Consider the following 16,775-nt stretch of genomic DNA (forward strand, 5'->3'; position numbering starts at 1 on the left):
ATGCGGCGCTGCCTGAGCAGCGCCGTATGTCATTTGGGCTGACTGGAAACGCCTCTGAAGCATGAGTCGACCCGGTCAGGAGGCGTTGCACTCTTGAGGTCGAAGTCGAACATGACGTTCTCTACTTCTCAAAAAGGCTTTTCTTTCGTGGGCTGGCTGTTAGTGCTGGCGCTGGTCGCGTTTGCGACGAGCACGGCCTTCAAGCTGGTCCCGCACTACCTCGACTACATGACGATGAAGAAAATCATCGAAGCGGTCGACACCAACAAGACCCTGGACATCACCACGGTCGACGATTTTTACGGTTATGTCGGTAAGAACATGCAGGTCAACAGCATTCGGGATATAGATTTGAACAAGGCGTTGAAAGTGACGGTGGAGAACAATGCGTTCCAGGCTCATTTGAACTATGAGCAGCGTGAACCGTGGTTCCAGAACATCGATCTGGTGTTGAAGTTCGACAAGCAATTCAGCGTGGGTAAACCGTGAGCGTATCCTTGAGCCGCCTTGAGCGTCAGCTCGGCTACACCTTCAAGGATCAGGAGCTGATGGTCCTGGCCCTGACCCATCGCAGTTTTGCCGGTCGCAACAATGAGCGTCTGGAGTTTCTCGGTGATGCCATTCTCAACTTCGTGGCTGGCGAGGCGCTGTTCGAGCGTTTCCCCCAGGCTCGCGAAGGCCAGTTGTCCCGCTTGCGGGCGCGGCTGGTGAAGGGCGAGACTCTGGCGTTGCTGGCCCGTGGTTTTGACTTGGGCGAATATCTGCGCCTTGGTTCGGGCGAGTTGAAAAGCGGTGGTTTCCGTCGTGAGTCGATTCTCGCCGACGCGCTCGAGGCACTGATCGGGGCGATCTACCTGGATGCGGGCATGGAGGCGGCGCGCGAGCGCGTCCTGGCCTGGCTGACAACCGAGTTTGACAGCCTGACGCTGGTGGACACCAACAAGGACCCCAAGACCCGACTGCAGGAATTTCTCCAGTCGCGGGCCTGCGAACTGCCGCGTTACGAGGTGGTGGATATCCAGGGCGAACCGCATTGCCGGACGTTTTTCGTCGAATGCGAGATCAACCTATTGAATGAAAAAAGCCGAGGACAGGGTGTCAGCCGCCGGATTGCCGAACAGGTAGCCGCCGCAGCAGCACTCATCGCCCTGGGCGTGGAGAACGGTCATGAATGATACAACCGCAACACGCTGTGGCTATGTTGCCATTGTCGGCCGTCCCAACGTAGGCAAGTCCACGCTGCTCAACCACATTCTCGGTCAGAAGCTCGCGATCACCTCGCGCAAGCCGCAGACCACGCGCCACAACATGCTGGGCATCAAGACCGAGGGCGCCGTGCAGGCGATCTATGTCGATACCCCCGGCATGCACAAGAATGGCGAGAAAGCGCTCAACCGTTACATGAACAAGACCGCTTCGGCGGCGCTGAAGGACGTCGACGTGGTCATCTTCGTCGTCGATCGCACCCGCTGGACAGACGAAGACCAGATGGTTCTGGAGCGTGTTCAGTATGTGCAGGGGCCGGTCATCCTGGCGATCAACAAGACCGATCGCATCGAGGACAAGAGCGACCTGATGCCGCATCTGGAGTGGCTGCAGGGCCAACTGCCGAATGCGTCCATCGTGCCGATCTCCGCGCAGCATGGCCACAACCTCGAAGCGCTGGAAAGCCTGATTGCCTCGCACCTGCCCGAGAACGACCACTTCTTCCCGGAAGACCAGATCACCGATCGCAGCAGCCGCTTTCTGGCTGCCGAACTGGTTCGCGAGAAGATCATGCGCCAGTTGGGCGCCGAGCTTCCGTACCAGATCACCGTCGAGATCGAAGAATTCAAGCAGCAGGGCCGCACCCTGCATATCCATGCGCTGATTCTCGTCGAGCGCGACGGACAGAAGAAGATCATCATTGGCGACAAGGGCGATCGCATCAAGCGCATCGGCAGTGACGCGCGTCGTGACATGGAACTGCTGTTCGACTCCAAGGTGATGCTCAACCTGTGGGTCAAGGTCAAAGGTGGCTGGTCCGATGACGAGCGCGCACTGCGTTCCCTTGGCTACGGCGACCTCTAAGCTGTCCTTTCGCCCGACCTTGCTATGGTCGGGCGAACACTTCCCTTTCGAGCCAGCCTGATGAGCACGCCTACCGGCCAACCTGCTTATGTGCTCCACAGCCGTGCGTATCGCGAAAACAGCGCGCTGGTCGACTTCCTCACGCCTCAGGGCCGTCTGCGTGCCGTGCTGCGCAGTGCCAAGGGCAAGGCCGGTTCGCTGGCACGTCCGTTCGTGCCCCTCGAGGTCGAGTTTCGAGGGCGGGGCGAGCTGAAGAATGTCGGTCGCATGGAAAGCGCCGGCGTCGCTACCTGGATGACCGGCGAAGCGCTGTTCAGCGGCATGTACCTCAACGAGCTGCTGATTCGCCTGTTGCCTGCCGAAGACCCTCATCCTGCCGTGTTCGAACATTACGCTGCCACGCTGCTGGCCCTTTCTCTGGGGCGTCCACTGGAGCCGTTGCTGCGTTCGTTCGAATGGCGGTTGCTGGATGACCTGGGCTATGGCTTCGCGATGGACGCCGACATCAACGGCGAACCGCTGGCCATTGATGGTATGTATCGTCTGCAGGTCGATGCCGGGCTCGAGCGTGTGTACTTGCTTCAGCCCGGTCTGTTTCAGGGCGCGGAATTGTTGGCCATGTCCGAAGCGGACTGGAGCGTCCCCGGCGCATTGTCCGCTGCCAAGCGCCTGATGCGTCAGGCGCTGGCGGTTCACTTGGGCGGTCGCCCTTTAGTCAGTCGTGAACTGTTTCGCAAGCCGTGATCAGGCTTTATTCTCTACAGCCTGCTTCGACCAGCTCGCCCATTTTTCTGGAGACCACCGTGACCCACAGCACTCGTATCCTTCTCGGCGTGAACATCGACCACGTAGCCACCTTGCGTCAGGCCCGTGGCACGCGTTACCCGGACCCGGTCAAGGCTGCCCTGGACGCCGAAGAGGCAGGCGCCGACGGCATCACCGTTCACCTGCGTGAGGACCGCCGACACATTCAGGAGCGCGATGTCCTGCTGCTCAAGGACGTCTTGCAAACCCGCATGAATTTCGAGATGGGCGTGACCGAAGAAATGCTCGCCTTCGCCGAACGCATTCGCCCGGCGCACATCTGTCTGGTGCCTGAGACACGGCAGGAGCTGACCACCGAAGGCGGTCTGGATGTGGCAGGGCAGGAAGCGCGGATCAAGGCGGCTGTCGAGCGACTGGCGAAGATTGGCTGCGAGGTTTCACTGTTCATCGACGCCGACGAGCGTCAGATCGCCGCTTCAAAACGCGTCGGTGCACCCGCCATCGAACTGCACACCGGTCGCTATGCCGATGCTCAGACCCCGACTGAAGTCGCCGAAGAACTGCAGCGGGTCGCCGATGGTGTCGCGTTTGGTCTCTCCCAAGGGCTGATCGTCAATGCCGGTCATGGCCTGCATTATCACAACGTCGAAGCGGTCGCCGCGATCAAGGGCATCAACGAACTGAACATCGGCCACGCGCTGGTGGCTCATGCTCTGTTCGTCGGCTTCAAGGCGGCAGTGGCCGAGATGAAGGCGTTGATCGTGGCTGCGGCCAGATAACTCTTCCCTCAGGGCTTGCGCCCCACGATCACCGCACGCATGGGGGCAGGCAAGCCCTCGACTGTCTTGCTGTGGTCGGTGGGGTCCAGATAGTCGCTCAGGGACTGGAAGCGCATCCACTCGGTGCTGCGTTGTTCGTCGACCGTCGTGTGGCTGACGTCGACGCAACGCACATCGGTGAAGCCGGCACGGCGCATCCATAACTCCAGAGCAGGCACTGAAGGCAGGAACCATACATTGCGCATCTGCGCATAACGATCTTCCGGGACCAACACCTGATGGACATCACCCGGCACTACCAGGGTTTCCATCACCAGCTCGCCGCCTTTTACCAGACAGTCTTTCAAGGCCAGCAGGTGGTCGATGGGGGATTTGCGGTGATACAGCACGCCCATCGAAAACACCGTGTCGAAACCTTCCAGGTTGGCGGGCAGGTCTTCCAGCGCGAACGGCAGATGCCAGGCGGGCAGATCAGGCAGATAGCGCTGCATGGCCTGAAACTGACAGAAGAACAGCCAGTTGGGGTCTACCCCGATCACGCTGTCGGCCCCGGCGCCAAGCATGCGCCATTGGTAATAACCGTTGCCGCAACCCACATCCAGAACGCGTTTGCCCTTCAGGTCCAGGTGTGGCGAAACCCGCGACCACTTCCAGTCCGAGCGCCATTCGGTGTCGATATGCACGCCGAACACATTGAACGGCCCCTTGCGCCACGGTGACAGGCCCAGCAATGCCTTACGCAGGACGGTGCGGGTCTCGCCGTTGCAGTCGGCTTCCAGGGTAAAACTGTCGATCAGATCGATTCGCTCGGGCTGCAGGTCGGGCAAGGCATCCAGCGCACTTTGCCAGCGCTGCAGATCACCGTGACCCTTGGCCATCTTGGTATCGAGCTGGGCCTGCAGGCCATTGGCCCAATCGGCCAGAGGGGTTCCCGCCAGACGACGGACGAGGGGGGCGAGATCAATCATGGCAGGGCAATCAATGAGGTGAAGTTAAGGCATTGAAACCACGGCACCACCTTGGAAAAGCCTGCCGCAAGCAGGCGTTGGCGGTGTTCTTCGAGGCTGTCGGGTTTCATGACGTTTTCGATGGCGCTGCGCTTCTGGGCAATTTCCAGGTCGCTGTAGCCGTTGGCGCGTTTGAAGGCGATGTGCAGGTCCGTCAACAGCGCATGTTCCTGCTGATCGTCGAAGCGCAGTTTTTCCGAGAGGATCAGCGCGCCGCCGGGCACCAGTGCGTCACGAATGCGCCCGAGCAATGCCAGGCGTTGTTCGGGAGCGATGAATTGCAGGGTGAAGTTCAGCGCCACCACCGAGGCGGGTTTGAACGTCAGCGCGAGAATATCGCCTTCGAGGACCTGCACCGGCAGCAACTCCTGAAACATGGAGTCCTGCGCGTTGAGGTATTCACGGCAACGCTCGACCATGGCACTGGAGTTGTCTATCGCGATGACCTCACAACCCTCGCCGCGTACATGGCGGCGCAGCGCCTGAGTGACGGCGCCCAGAGAGCTGCCCAGGTCATAGAGCACAGTGTTTGGCTGTGCAAATTGCGCGGCCAGCACACCGAGGTTTTCGACAATCGTCGGATAGCCGGGCACCGAGCGTTTGATCATGTCCGGGAATACCCGCACCACGTCTTCGTTGAAGGCGAAGTCAGGCACCTGGGTCAGCGGCTGGGCGAAAATGCGGTCGGTTTCTTTGCTCACGGCGGTTCCGGCGAAGGCTTTGAAAAGCGGGCATTCTAGCCAACTTGCCGCCGGGATGCATGATGCAGTACGTGCAGTCGGACAAGCCGTGCGCAAAGCCTCATTTCACGCTGATGGCGCACTCGAAGGTCTGCTCCGGGGCGACTTCGGGTGCCCAGGGTTGCTGATAGACCATCATCAGCCGGCCGGTCCCGGCATCGGTGGCCTTGAAGCGCCAGACCGATTGCCCACCGTTGCCGACCATTTCCTTGCTCTCGGCGTTGGCATACACCTCAGGCCCCAGGCTGCGCAGGATATTCTGGGCCGGGTTCTGGGTCAGCCAGCGAAAGCCGGTGGTCGGGTTGCTGGGCAGCGTCAGGATCAGCGTCTGTCCGGGCGTGAGAGTCAGCGGGCAGTCGCTTTGCGTGTCGATGGACACAATGTTTTTCGGCGTCTGAGCGCACGCCGTCAGCAGCGCAAGGCTCAGCGGGGCAATGAAACGGGCAGGGGTCATGGCAAATTCCGGTATTGCGAGACGAGGCGCAAGGATAACTGATCGGAGTTTTGTGGGGGAGTAGGACAGTCGCGCTCTGGATCGGACGCAGAGCGTCCAGAACTGCATCCCCACGCTGGAGCGTGCGGCACGAGAGGCGCCCGATAGAACACCTCTTGTGCCCATTCAGCGTGGGGGCATGCGCAGTATCAAGCTCTAGAACAACACCTTCACCACGTCCGCAAAGCGTTTGGCGAAGTGCACGGTAATGCCTTCCTTCAGATAGTCCGGCAGCTCTTCGAAGTTGCCACGGTTAGGCTCCGGCAGGATCAGTTCGTGGATTTTCTGGCGCCGCGCGGCAATGACTTTTTCGCGAACGCCGCCGATGGGCAGTACGTGCCCGGTCAGGGTCAGTTCGCCGGTCATGGCGACGCCTTTTTTCGGCGGCTGGTTGCGGGCCAGGGACAGCAAGGCGCTGGCCATGGTCACACCCGCACTCGGGCCGTCTTTCGGGGTGGCACCTTCGGGAACGTGTACGTGCACGAACGCCTCATCGAAGAACTTCGCGTCACCACCAAATTTCGACAGATTGGCGCTGACGTAGCTGTAGGCAATTTCGGCCGACTCCTTCATCACATCGCCCAATTGGCCGGTCAGCTTGAAGCCGCGATTAAGGGTATGAATGCGCGTCGCCTCGATCGGCAGGGTAGCGCCGCCCATACTGGTCCAGGCCAGACCGGTGATCACGCCAGTGCCGGACAGCACCTGCTCGCTGCGGAACACCGGCATGCCCAGCGACGCTTCGAGGTCTTTCGGTCCGATCTTGATCACCGAATCGGGCGCATCCAGCAGTTTGACCACCGCCTTGCGCACCAGTTTGCCAAGTTGCTTCTCCAGATGCCGCACACCGGCTTCGCGAGCGTAACCCTCGATGACGGCGCGCAGGGCGCTGTCACTGATGCTCAGCTTGTTTTTCGCAACGCCGGCTTTCGCCAACTGCTTGGGCCACAAATGCCGCTTGGCAATCGCCAGTTTCTCTTCGGTGATGTAGCCGGACAGGCGGATCACTTCCATCCGGTCAAGCAGCGGGCCGGGGATCGAGTCCAGTGTGTTGGCCGTGCACACGAACAGGACCTTGGAGAGGTCCAGACGCAGGTCCAGGTAGTGATCGAGAAACTCGACGTTCTGTTCCGGGTCCAGGGTTTCCAACAGCGCGGATGCCGGGTCGCCCTGATAGCTCTGGCCCATCTTGTCGATTTCATCGAGCATGATGACCGGGTTCATGACTTCAACGTCTTTCAACGCCTGCACCAGCTTGCCCGGTTGCGCACCGATATAGGTACGGCGGTGGCCCTTGATTTCGGCCTCGTCGCGCATGCCGCCCACGCTCAGGCGATAGAACGGCCGCCCCAGCGATTCGGCAATCGAGCGTCCGACGCTGGTCTTGCCCACGCCTGGCGGGCCGACCAGCAGCACGATCGAACCGCTGATTTCACCCTTGTAGGCACCGACGGCGAGGAATTCCAGAATCCGCGCCTTGATGTCGTCAAGCCCGGCATGGTGCTGATCGAGCACCTTGCGCGCGTGCTTGAGGTCCAGCTTGTCGGCACCGTAGATGCCCCACGGCAGCGAGCTGGTCCAATCCAGGTAATTGCGAGTCACAGCGTATTCGGGCGAGCCGGTTTCCAGCACCTTGAGTTTGCCGATTTCTTCGTCGAACTTCTTGCGCGCCTGTGGCGGCAGGGTCTTGCCTTCCAGACGCTGCTCGAACTGTTCGATGTCGGCGCTGCGATCGTCCTTGCTCAGGCCCAGTTCCTGCTGAATGACCTTGAGCTGTTCCTTGAGAAAGAACTGCCGCTGATGCTCGCCGATCTTGCGGTTCACCTCGGCAGAAATTTCCTTTTGCAGGCGCGCAACCTCGACTTCCTTGCGCAGCATCGGCAGGACCTTCTCCATGCGCCTGAGCATCGGCACACAATCGAGTACTTCCTGCAATTCGACGCCGGTGGCGGAGGTCAGGGCAGCGGCAAAGTCGGTGAGCGGCGAGGGGTCATTGGGGCTGAAACGGTTGAGATAATTCTTCAGCTCTTCGCTGTACAGCGGGTTGAGCGGCAGCAGTTCCTTGATCGCGTTGATCAGGGCCATGCCGTAGGCCTTCACTTCATCGGTCGGCTCATTGGGCTGCTGCGGGTATTCGACTTCTACCAGATACGGCGGGCGATGATGCTTGAGCCAAGTGCGGATGCGCACCCGGCTCAGGCCCTGCGCGACGAACTGTAAACGACCATTTTCACGACTGGCGTGGTGAACCTTGACCAGAGTGCCATACTCGGGGAGTGCGTCGGTCTTGAAGTGGCGTGGATCTTCCTGCGGAGTGTCCATGAAAAACAGCGCCAGCGAATGATGCTCGGACTTGCTGACCAGCTCCAGCGTTTCGGCCCACGGCTCCTCATTGACGATGACAGGCAGGACCTGCGCCGGAAAGAAAGGACGATTGTGGATCGGAATGATGTAGACCTTGTCGGGCAGGTTCTGGCCGGGCAAGGCAAGCGAGGTGCTGTCGGAACTCAGAGACACATCGTGCTCGTCTGCGTCGTTGGGCAAATCTGGCGAGTCTGTCTGCTGGTCGTTCATGGGGCACCTGAGAAGTTGAACATGGCTCTTAGATGGGGCGGTGGCTCTCAGGTTTCAATAGTCTCGGTCGATAGTCTGTAAAGCGATTGGAAAACCGCTATTTATGAGTGGTGGGCCTGTCAGGTAGAAAAGAGCGGGCTTATTTCATTTACGGCGCTGCCGTTATGGGTTGAATCAGGTATGACCAACGTATTTATATCGGCATTACTGGCCGGACTGTGCGTAGCCTCGGCTGCGAGCGCATCCGCTTCTACCTTTACCGCGCAGGTGATGGACAAGGAGGACAAGCCCCTTGCGAATGCGGTGGTCACCCTCAAAGGGCCGCCCGATCCTTCACCCGTTGCGCTGAAGGCATCAATGGATCAGCGTGATCAGGAGTTTGCGCCACATGTACTGGCCATCCACACCGGCACTCAGGTCAAGTTTCCCAACAGCGACAACATCCGCCATCAGGTCTACTCCTTTTCTAAGGCCAAGCGCTTCGAATTGCGACTTTACGAGGGCACACCCTCGGATCCGTTGTTGTTCGACAAGCCCGGCATCGTGGTGCTGGGCTGTAACATTCACGACTGGATGGTCGGTTACATCTACGTCACAGACGATTCATGGTTCGGCGTGACCGACAGCAACGGCCAGCTCAAGCTCGATCAGATGCCTGCCGGGCACTACAATGCCACCCTCTGGCACCCGAAGATCGCGGACATGCAGCCGGTATCGGGCGGCGAGTTCGAGGTGCCTGCCGCCGGCCTTACCCAGCGTTTCAACCTCGCGGTTGAAATTCAAGCTGAGGACAAACCCGGCAAGCCCGCACCTGGCGGCTTCGGTGACGCTTTCCACAAGGCCACGCATTAATGAAATTTAAAGCCAGCTTTCAGGCGCGCATCGCCGGGGTGCTGATTGTTCTGTTGCTGATTGTCGTGAGTGCGGTCTATCTCGCCGTCAAGGTTGCAACAGAGGAGGCGGTACGCACTCAGGCTCAGGCGCAACTGGAGGTGGGCAGTCGTGTGTTCGAACGGCTGATCGATCTGCGCGGCAAACGTCTGCGTGACACCGTGCAATTGGTTGCAGCCGATTTCGGCTTTCGCGACGCGGTGGCCAGTGCCGACTCCTCGACCATTCGTTCGGTGTTGCTCAACCATGGCAAACGCATCAATGCCAGCGACATGTTCCTGTTGGGCATGGATGGCACAGTGATTGCCAGCACCGTACAGAAAGTTCCCGAGGGTTCCAGGTTTGTCTATGACCAGGCCCTGCGCAACGCCAAACGTGCCGGTCAGTCAGTGCTCATTGTGCCCGGCGGCGGAGACCCTCATTTGCTGGTGGAGGCCACCGTTCTCGCGCCATTGCCGATCGGCCGTGTGGTCATGGGATTTACCATCGACAGCGATATTGCCGAAGAGCTGCGTTCGCTCAGCGGCCTGGAAGTGTCTTTTCTCACTGTAGAAGACGGCAAGAACGGCGATCTGATCAGTACCCAGCCGGAGGCCCTGCACGCGGGCCTGATCGAGCTGATGCGCAGTTCCTCGGAAGGCCAGATGCTGCTCACCGAGCAATCGAACCTTAACTTTCTCAGCCAGACGCTGATGCTCGCCAACACCAGCAATGGCGGCGACGGGCAGGTCATCGCGCTGTTGCAGAGCCCTCTGGACAAGGCCTATCAGGCATTCGCGCCACTGAATCAAAAGATCTTCTGGATTTCCATGGCCGCCCTGGTGGCTTCGCTGATCGGCACCCTGGCGCTGGCGCGAAGCGTCTCGCTGCCGGTTCAGGTCCTGGCCACGGCGGCCAAGCGTATTGGTGATGGCGACTATAAAACCCCGGTCACCTTGGTCCGCAGTGATGAACTGGGCATGCTCGCCGACGCGATCAACACCATGCAGCAAGGCATTGCGGTGCGTGAGGGGCAATTGGCCCACAACGCCCTGCACGACAACCTGACCGGGCTGCCCAACCGGGCGCTGGTGATGGAGCGTCTGGGCAGTTCGATTGCCGCAGATCGTGCAGTTGCCCTGCTATCTCTGAGTGTCGAGAACCTCGCTACGGTCAGCGAAAGCGTGAGCGCCGAAGGCGTGGACCAGTTGTTGCGACAGGTGGGCCAGCGCCTGCAAGGTAATCTGCGCGCAGGCGATACCGTGGCGCGCCTGGGGGCCAATGAGTTTCTGCTGCTGCTGGACAACACGGCCAGCGATGGCGCGGTGGGCATGGCTGACGCTGTGCAGCGTCTGCTCAGTGAGCCGCAGCGTATCGACAATCATGAGCTGGAGCTTGAATGCTGCATTGGTATCACGGTGTACCCGGAACACGGTGACTCCGCCCAGGAGTTGCTCAACCGTGCGGTAATTGCCCGCAAGGACGCCGCGTTCCTCCCCGGTCGCCTGCAGATCTATCAGGATGGCCGCGACCTGGCTCACCAGCGACAGATCACGCTCATTCGTGACCTGCGCAAGGCCGCGCAGAATGGCGAATTGATGCTGCATTACCAGCCCAAGCTGGATATCCGCCAGGGCTATGTGCGTCAGGCTGAAGCGCTATTGCGCTGGGCTCATCCGCAGTTCGGCAGTGTCTCGCCCGCCGAATTCATCGTCCTCGCCGAGCGCACCGGGAGCATTTACCTGCTGACCAACTGGGTGATCGAAGAGGCGATGCGCCAGCTGGCCGAATGGCGCAAGCGCGGTCTGGTCCTGCAGGTATCGGTAAACATTTCCGCTGATGACCTGCTGGGTGATGATCTGGTCGGCTATGTCGTGAAACTGCTCAAGCAATACGCCGTACCTGCCGAACAACTGTTATTCGAGATCACCGAAAGCGCCGTCATGAGCGAACCGGAAAAGGCACTGATCGTCCTGCATCGCCTGCGCGATTGCGGCATCAGCCTGTCGATCGACGATTTCGGCACCGGTTACTCGTCACTGGCCCACTTGAAACGTCTGCCCGTACAAGAGCTGAAAATCGATCAGTCTTTCGTGCGCAACCTGGATGAAACCAGTGAAGACGCAGTGATCGTGCGATCGACCATTGAAATGAGCCACAACCTCGGACTGAAGGTGGTGGCAGAAGGTGTCGAGTATCAACACAGCCTGGACCTGCTCCGGCGTTGGCACTGCGATACGGCCCAGGGTTACCTGATCAGTCGACCGCTGACCGCGTCGGCGTTCGAGGCATGGATTGCTACGTATCAGGCCTCACCCGGTCTTATGGTGAATTAATCCATGTTGCACAAAACATCGCTGCTGTTGGGGTCTTTGCTGGTGGGCATGGCGGGCGCTACTCCGACGTCCGCCCTGGGCGACAACGGCCGGTTGATCGCCACGGGCGGCGCGACCAGCATTGAAGGCAGCGCCGGCGGCGGCATAACCCCGTGGGCGGTGATCACCGGGTACAGCGAGCAAGGCGAGTGGGGCGCTACCGCCTTCGCCACGCACGTGAATCTGCCGGACTACAACCTCGATGTGGCAGGCCTGGCGTTCGCCTATGGCAATCGCGTGGAGTTGTCCTACGCCCATCAGCGTTTCGATATCAGCAACCTGCAGCACAGGCTCAGCCTGCCGGACGATAACCTCAGTCAGGACGTGTTCGGCGTCAAAGTGCGGCTGTTCGGCGACCTGATTTACGAAAGCCTGCCGCAGGTTTCTCTGGGTGTGCAGTACAAGCATCAGAACGATTTCCTGATTCCCAGCCTGGTCGGCGCCCGGCGTGACTCGGATGTCGAAGGCTACCTGACGGCCAGTCGGTTGTTCATGGGCGCGGCGTTCGGCTACAACGTCGTGGTCAACGGCGGCGTGCGTTACAGCCGCGCCAACGAAACCGGACTGTTGGGGTTCGGCGGCGATCGGCGCGACAGCCGCAGCCTGCTCAAGGAGGGTTCGGTAGCCGTGCTGTTCAATCCGCGCTGGGCGCTGGGCGTCGAATATCGCGAGAAGCCGGACAACCTTTCGTTTGCGGGCGAAAGTGACTGGGCCGATGTTTTTCTCGGCTATTTCCCCAACAAGCACGTGTCCGTGGTCCTGGCTTACGCCCGCCTGGGTGAAATCGCCACCCTGGACAACCAGAACGGCACCTATCTGTCTGTGCAGGGGAGTTTTTGATGAGGCGTCTGCTGATAGCCATGATGCTGACGCTGCTGGCCGGTTGCGCGCAGCAGCAACAGCCACCCAAGGATGACAGCCTCTACCACGACCTGGGCCAGCGTGCCGGTATCCAGCGCATCGTCGAAGGCATGCTGATAAACGTGGCCAAGGATCAGCGGATCGTCGAGCACTTCAAGAAAGTGGACATCGTGCGTCTGCGCGACAAGCTGGTCGAACAACTCTGCGTCGAGTCCGGCGGCCCGTGTCGCTATAGCGGCGACAGCATGGCCGAGGCGCACAAGGGGCAGAACCTGACCCCCAGCGATTTCAACGCGCTGGTCGAAGACCTCATCGCCTCGATGGACACCGAAAAGGTCCCGGTCCCCGTACAAAACCGCCTCATCGCCCGCCTGGCACCGATGCGTGGCCAAGTGATCGGCAAGTAAGTCGTAGCCTGGATCTTAAGAAATAGAACGCTCGTGCAGGCGCGAACTTGTTCGCGAAGAGGGCGTTTGGGCCGCAGAAATGTTGTGAATGTACAGGCCCTTTCGCGGACAAGTCCGCTCCTACAGAAACCGGGTTTCACACCGAGTGCGAGTTGACTCGTTTATAGCGTGGCATGCGCTGCCGGGTGCTACGAAATCGGACGCTTGTGCAGGCGCGAACTTGTTCGCGAAGAGGGCGTTTGGGCAGCAGAAATGTTGTGAATGTACAGGCCCTTTCGCGGACAAGTCCGCTCCTACAGAAACCGGGTTTCACACCGAGTGCGAGTTGACTCGTTTATAGCGTGGCATGCGCTGCCGGGCGCTACGAAATCGGACGCTTGTGCAGGCGCGAACTTGTTCGCGAAGAGGGCGTTTGGGCCGCAGAAATGTTGTGAATGTACAGGCCCTTTCGCGGACAAGTCCGCTCCTACAGAAACCGGGTTTCACACTGAGTGCGAGTTGACTCGTTTATAGCGTGGCATGCGCTGCCGGGCGCTACGAAATCGGACGCTTGTGCAGGCGCGAAGTTGTTCGCGAAGAGGGCGTTTGGGCAGCAGAAATGTTGTGAATGTACAGGCCCTTTCGCGGACAAATCCGCTCCTACAGAAACCGGGTTTCACACCGAGTGCGAGTTGACTCGTTTATAGCGTGGCATGCGCTGCCGGGCGCTACGAAATCGGACGCTTGTGTAGGAGCGAACTTGTTCGCGAAGAGGGCGTTTGAGCAGCAGAAATGTTGTGAATGTACAGGCCCTTTCGCGGACAAGTCCGCTCCTACAGAAACCGGGTTTCACACCGAGTGCGAGTTGACTCGTTTATAGCGTGGCATGCGCTGCCGGGCGCTACGAAATCGGACGCTTGTGTAGGAGCGAACTTGTTCGCGAAGAGGGCCTTTGAGCAGCAGAAATGTTGTGAATGTACAGGCCCTTTCGCGGACAAGTCCGCTCCTACAGAAACCGGGTTTCACACCGAGTGCGAGTTGACTCGTTTATATAGCGTGGCAGCGAGAGTGATCCAGCCCGCCTCAACTCAACCGCGTCAGATACCCCGGCACTTCCTGCTCCGGCAATACCGACAGGACTTTCAGGCGTTGCAGCATGCGCTGCCGGGCGCGTAGCAGGTGTTCCTTGAGGTTCAGGGCAGCAGCGTCGAAGGCACCGTGCAGCAGCAATTCGATGATCAGCCGGTGTTCGGCCAGCATCGCGTCATCGGCGCCAATGCTCAGCAGGCGGTAGAAAATCCGGTTGATGATCATCGGGCTCTGCGCCTGGCTGATCAGCGTGGCGATCTTGCGGTTTTGCAGGCCGCCCAGGCATTGCTGATGCAGATCATCCTCAAGGCGCTCGATTTCCTCAAGGCTGCACTGTTCGGCGTCTTGCGCCTCGATGACCCTGGCCAGCATTGCTTCGAGGGTTTCGCGGCTCAGCTGTGGCGCAGTCTGGCGCAAGGCTTCGGGCTCGAGGCAGGCACGCAGTTCGTAGTCTTCAGTGATTTCCCGGGCCGTCAGCGGCCCCGCCAGCCATTGCGAGTAAGGCTCTTTTTCCACCAGGCCGCGATCGCGCAGACGCATCAGCGCCTCACGAACCACTGCGCGGCTTACTCCATAATGCTGCGCGGCGCTTTGCTCATCGAGCCGGTAGTGACCAAAGGCGATACAGGCCGACAGTGCCGCACCGATCTCGTCATGAATACGTTCGCCGAGCGGGCGGGTGTCGACCAGTTCTTCACTGCTGTCCAGCCCGAACTGCTTGTGGCTCAGGCTCAGGCGCAGCGGCTCGACTTCCCGCGCGTCAGGATTGACCAGATAGCCCCGGCCGTCGAAGCGGCTGATCAAGCCTTCTTCATGCAGCAGGTTGAGCGCCTTGCGCACCGGCACCCGGCTGGTGCCGAACAGTTCTGCCAGCGGTGCTTCAAGCAGCACCAGTCCGTTGGCGGCCGCGCCCGAGACGATAGCGTTACGCAACACCTCGCGGATCATGGCGTAGCGCGACGCGGTGCGCGGGTCCTCTTCTGACATCGGTTTCATACACTTCTGGCGGTTGACGGACGATTCTCGCACAGAAGCGTTGTTGTCACCTTGGCACACGTCCTTATGCTCGTTCATGGGGCCACCGTTACTTTTTTGCACCGAAATGTACCTTTTATAAAAGATACATTATTTCTTTATGACGATTTTGTGCGCTGGCGAAGCGTTGTCGCAACTGATTGATGCCTTTGAAAAAAGGTTTCTAGCACGGCGGTTCCAGCGCGAAAGGGCTATCAGCCCGGTCGGGTCAGGGCGTCGCGACGTGCAGATTGGCATGGAACCTGCCTTTATTAAATGTACATTTTATTAATAAGTACATTTTTTAAGGGTGTGATGTCCATGACCGATACCGGGAGTCACAGCGTTACCCGTGATGCCTGCGCGCTGGCCGAGGATTTTGCTCAGGGGTGCAGCGACCCTGTGCAGGCTCTGGACAAGGCTCTGCAACAGGCAGAAACCGCCGATCATGTGTTCATTTCCATGAGTATCGAACGGGCACGCCGGGAAGCCGAAGCGTCTGCGGCCCGCTGGCAACAAGGGCAGCCATTGAGCCCCTTCGACGGCGTGCCTATCGCCTGGAAAGATCTTTTCGACGTGGCAGGCAGCGTTACAACCGCCGGTGCCGCGGTGCGCACCAGCCTTTCGCCGGCGCTGCTGGATGCGCCGACTGTCGGGCTGCTGGCACGGTCCGGGATGGTCAGCCTGGGCAAGACCAACCTCAGTGAATTCGCTTATTCAGGGCTGGGCCTGAACCCGCATTTCGGCACGCCGGTCAACCCCAGCAGCGACAGCTCGCCACGCGTTCCTGGCGGCTCCTCTTCGGGTTCGGCAGTCGCCGTAGCCAACGGAACCGTACCAATCGCGATGGGCACCGATACCGCCGGTTCTATTCGTGTGCCGGCAGCGCTCAACGGTCTGGTAGGGTTTCGCAGCACCAGCCGCCGCTATAGCCGCGACGGCGTTTTCCCGCTGGCGCTGACGCTGGACAGCGTCGGACCACTGACCCGCAGCGTGCGTGACGCTCTGGTGATCGACGATCTGCTCTGTGCGCGCAGCAAACCTTCATCGTTGATACCACGCAGCCTGGCCGGTCAACGTTTTCTGCTCGATCAGGCGGTGCTGGAAGACGAGCGCGTCACGCCGGCCGTTCGCGACAACCTGTTGCGTGCCGTCGACGCCCTGCGTGCAAGTGGTGCGCTGATCGAGGTCAAGCCTTGCCAGGCATTTCAGGCCACGTTGCTGTTGACCCAGCAACAGGGCTGGCTTGGTGCGGCCGAAGCGTTTGCGCTGCATCAGGCGTTGCTCGACAGCGACGCCGCCAGCCAGCTTGACCCCAGAGTTCGCAAGCGCCTGGAGGCAGCCCGTTCCATGCCGGCCAGCCTGCTGGTCAATCTGTATGCCGCGCGCGAGCGCTTGCAGGAGCAGTTGACCCTCGAACTGGACGGCGCGCTGCTGATTACCCCGACCGTGGCCCATGTGGCGCCGCCGCTCGCACCGCTGCTGACGGACGACGATCTGTTCGTTCAAACCAACCTCGCCACGCTGCGCCTGACCATGCCCGGCAGCCTGCTGAACATGCCCGGCGTGTCACTGCCCAGCGGCCGCGATGCCTCGGGCTTGCCCACCGGGCTGTTGCTCAGTGCACCGGCAGGCGAAGACGCACGGCTGCTGCGTGCGGCGCTGGCTGTGGAGTCACTGATCGCAGCCCCTTGAACACGTTTTGCAGTGCCAACCGGCCCGCGTGCCGTACCGCGCGAAGCCGATCTGATT

15 protein-coding genes are annotated in these 16,775 nt (G+C 60.2%); 10 read left to right on the forward strand and 5 right to left on the reverse strand.

Annotated elements, in window-relative coordinates:
• The first annotated feature begins 111 nt into the window (after positions 1-111).
• From JOE29_RS05170 to pdxJ, 5 genes are read left to right on the forward strand one after another with little or no spacing between them, the layout of a single operon-like run.
• Positions 112-489: a DUF4845 domain-containing protein gene (locus tag JOE29_RS05170; RefSeq protein ID WP_003384196.1), complete on the forward strand. Its 378-nt coding sequence runs from the start codon at positions 112-114 to the stop codon at positions 487-489.
• The gene (gene rnc, locus JOE29_RS05175) at positions 486-1,175 is read left to right on the forward strand and encodes a ribonuclease III (RefSeq protein WP_002554906.1); all 690 of its coding nucleotides are present in this window, start codon (positions 486-488) and stop codon (positions 1,173-1,175) included. Before JOE29_RS05170 ends, rnc begins: the two co-directional genes overlap by 4 nt.
• Positions 1,168-2,070, forward strand: a complete 903-nt coding sequence (era, locus tag JOE29_RS05180; protein ID WP_003363707.1) for a GTPase Era — start codon at positions 1,168-1,170, stop codon at positions 2,068-2,070. The genes rnc and era overlap by 8 nt, the downstream gene beginning before the upstream one ends.
• Positions 2,071-2,130: 60 nt before the next feature.
• On the forward strand, positions 2,131-2,814 hold the full coding sequence (recO, locus tag JOE29_RS05185) for a DNA repair protein RecO (RefSeq protein WP_003413003.1): 684 nt from the start codon (positions 2,131-2,133) through the stop codon (positions 2,812-2,814).
• 59 nt (positions 2,815-2,873) lie between these two features.
• Positions 2,874-3,614: a pyridoxine 5'-phosphate synthase gene (gene pdxJ, locus JOE29_RS05190; protein WP_210078939.1), complete on the forward strand. Its 741-nt coding sequence runs from the start codon at positions 2,874-2,876 to the stop codon at positions 3,612-3,614.
• An 8-nt stretch (positions 3,615-3,622) separates the two neighbouring features.
• Here the strand turns inward: pdxJ and cmoB are convergent, their stop codons facing one another.
• The 4 genes from cmoB to lon all read right to left on the reverse strand — a co-directional run bounded on the left by cmoB (position 3,623) and on the right by lon (position 8,428).
• Complete coding sequence (gene cmoB / locus JOE29_RS05195; protein WP_024648818.1) at positions 3,623-4,582, reverse strand: tRNA 5-methoxyuridine(34)/uridine 5-oxyacetic acid(34) synthase CmoB; 960 nt, start codon at positions 4,580-4,582, stop codon at positions 3,623-3,625.
• Entirely contained in the window at positions 4,579-5,322 is a 744-nt protein-coding gene (gene cmoA, locus JOE29_RS05200; protein ID WP_003425300.1) for a carboxy-S-adenosyl-L-methionine synthase CmoA, read from the reverse strand. Before cmoA ends, cmoB begins: the two co-directional genes overlap by 4 nt.
• Before the next feature lie 100 nt (positions 5,323-5,422).
• Positions 5,423-5,815: a protease inhibitor I42 family protein gene (locus tag JOE29_RS05205; protein WP_003425303.1), complete on the reverse strand. Its 393-nt coding sequence runs from the start codon at positions 5,813-5,815 to the stop codon at positions 5,423-5,425.
• A gap of 195 nt (positions 5,816-6,010) precedes the next feature.
• A complete protein-coding gene (gene lon / locus JOE29_RS05210) occupies positions 6,011-8,428 on the reverse strand; it encodes an endopeptidase La (protein WP_003412995.1) in 2,418 nt (805 codons plus the stop codon).
• Between the two features lie 180 nt (positions 8,429-8,608).
• On the opposite strand from lon, the gene JOE29_RS05215 reads away from it, so the two are divergent.
• Genes JOE29_RS05215 through JOE29_RS05230 form a run of 4 tightly spaced genes read left to right on the forward strand, consistent with a single transcriptional unit; the run spans position 8,609 to position 12,941 of the window.
• The gene (locus JOE29_RS05215; RefSeq protein WP_044312082.1) at positions 8,609-9,280 is read left to right on the forward strand and encodes a methylamine utilization protein; all 672 of its coding nucleotides are present in this window, start codon (positions 8,609-8,611) and stop codon (positions 9,278-9,280) included.
• Entirely contained in the window at positions 9,280-11,634 is a 2,355-nt protein-coding gene (locus tag JOE29_RS05220) for an EAL domain-containing protein (protein WP_044312081.1), read from the forward strand. The genes JOE29_RS05215 and JOE29_RS05220 overlap by 1 nt, the downstream gene beginning before the upstream one ends.
• 3 nt (positions 11,635-11,637) lie before the next feature.
• Complete coding sequence (locus JOE29_RS05225; RefSeq protein ID WP_004404304.1) at positions 11,638-12,513, forward strand: DUF3034 family protein; 876 nt, start codon at positions 11,638-11,640, stop codon at positions 12,511-12,513.
• Entirely contained in the window at positions 12,513-12,941 is a 429-nt protein-coding gene (locus tag JOE29_RS05230) for a group 1 truncated hemoglobin (RefSeq protein ID WP_004404302.1), read from the forward strand. Before JOE29_RS05225 ends, JOE29_RS05230 begins: the two co-directional genes overlap by 1 nt.
• A gap of 1,062 nt (positions 12,942-14,003) precedes the next feature.
• Here JOE29_RS05230 and JOE29_RS05235 read toward each other — a convergent pair.
• Positions 14,004-15,005: a GntR family transcriptional regulator gene (locus JOE29_RS05235; protein WP_032706738.1), complete on the reverse strand. Its 1,002-nt coding sequence runs from the start codon at positions 15,003-15,005 to the stop codon at positions 14,004-14,006.
• Positions 15,006-15,344: 339 nt separating this feature from the next.
• On the opposite strand from JOE29_RS05235, the gene JOE29_RS05240 reads away from it, so the two are divergent.
• Positions 15,345-16,718: an amidase gene (locus tag JOE29_RS05240; protein WP_210078941.1), complete on the forward strand. Its 1,374-nt coding sequence runs from the start codon at positions 15,345-15,347 to the stop codon at positions 16,716-16,718.
• The last annotated feature ends 57 nt before the right edge of the window (positions 16,719-16,775 follow it).

Source organism: Pseudomonas sp. PvP009 (assembly GCF_017832995.1).
In the GTDB taxonomy this organism is placed as follows: Bacteria; Pseudomonadota; Gammaproteobacteria; order Pseudomonadales; family Pseudomonadaceae; genus Aquipseudomonas; species Aquipseudomonas syringae.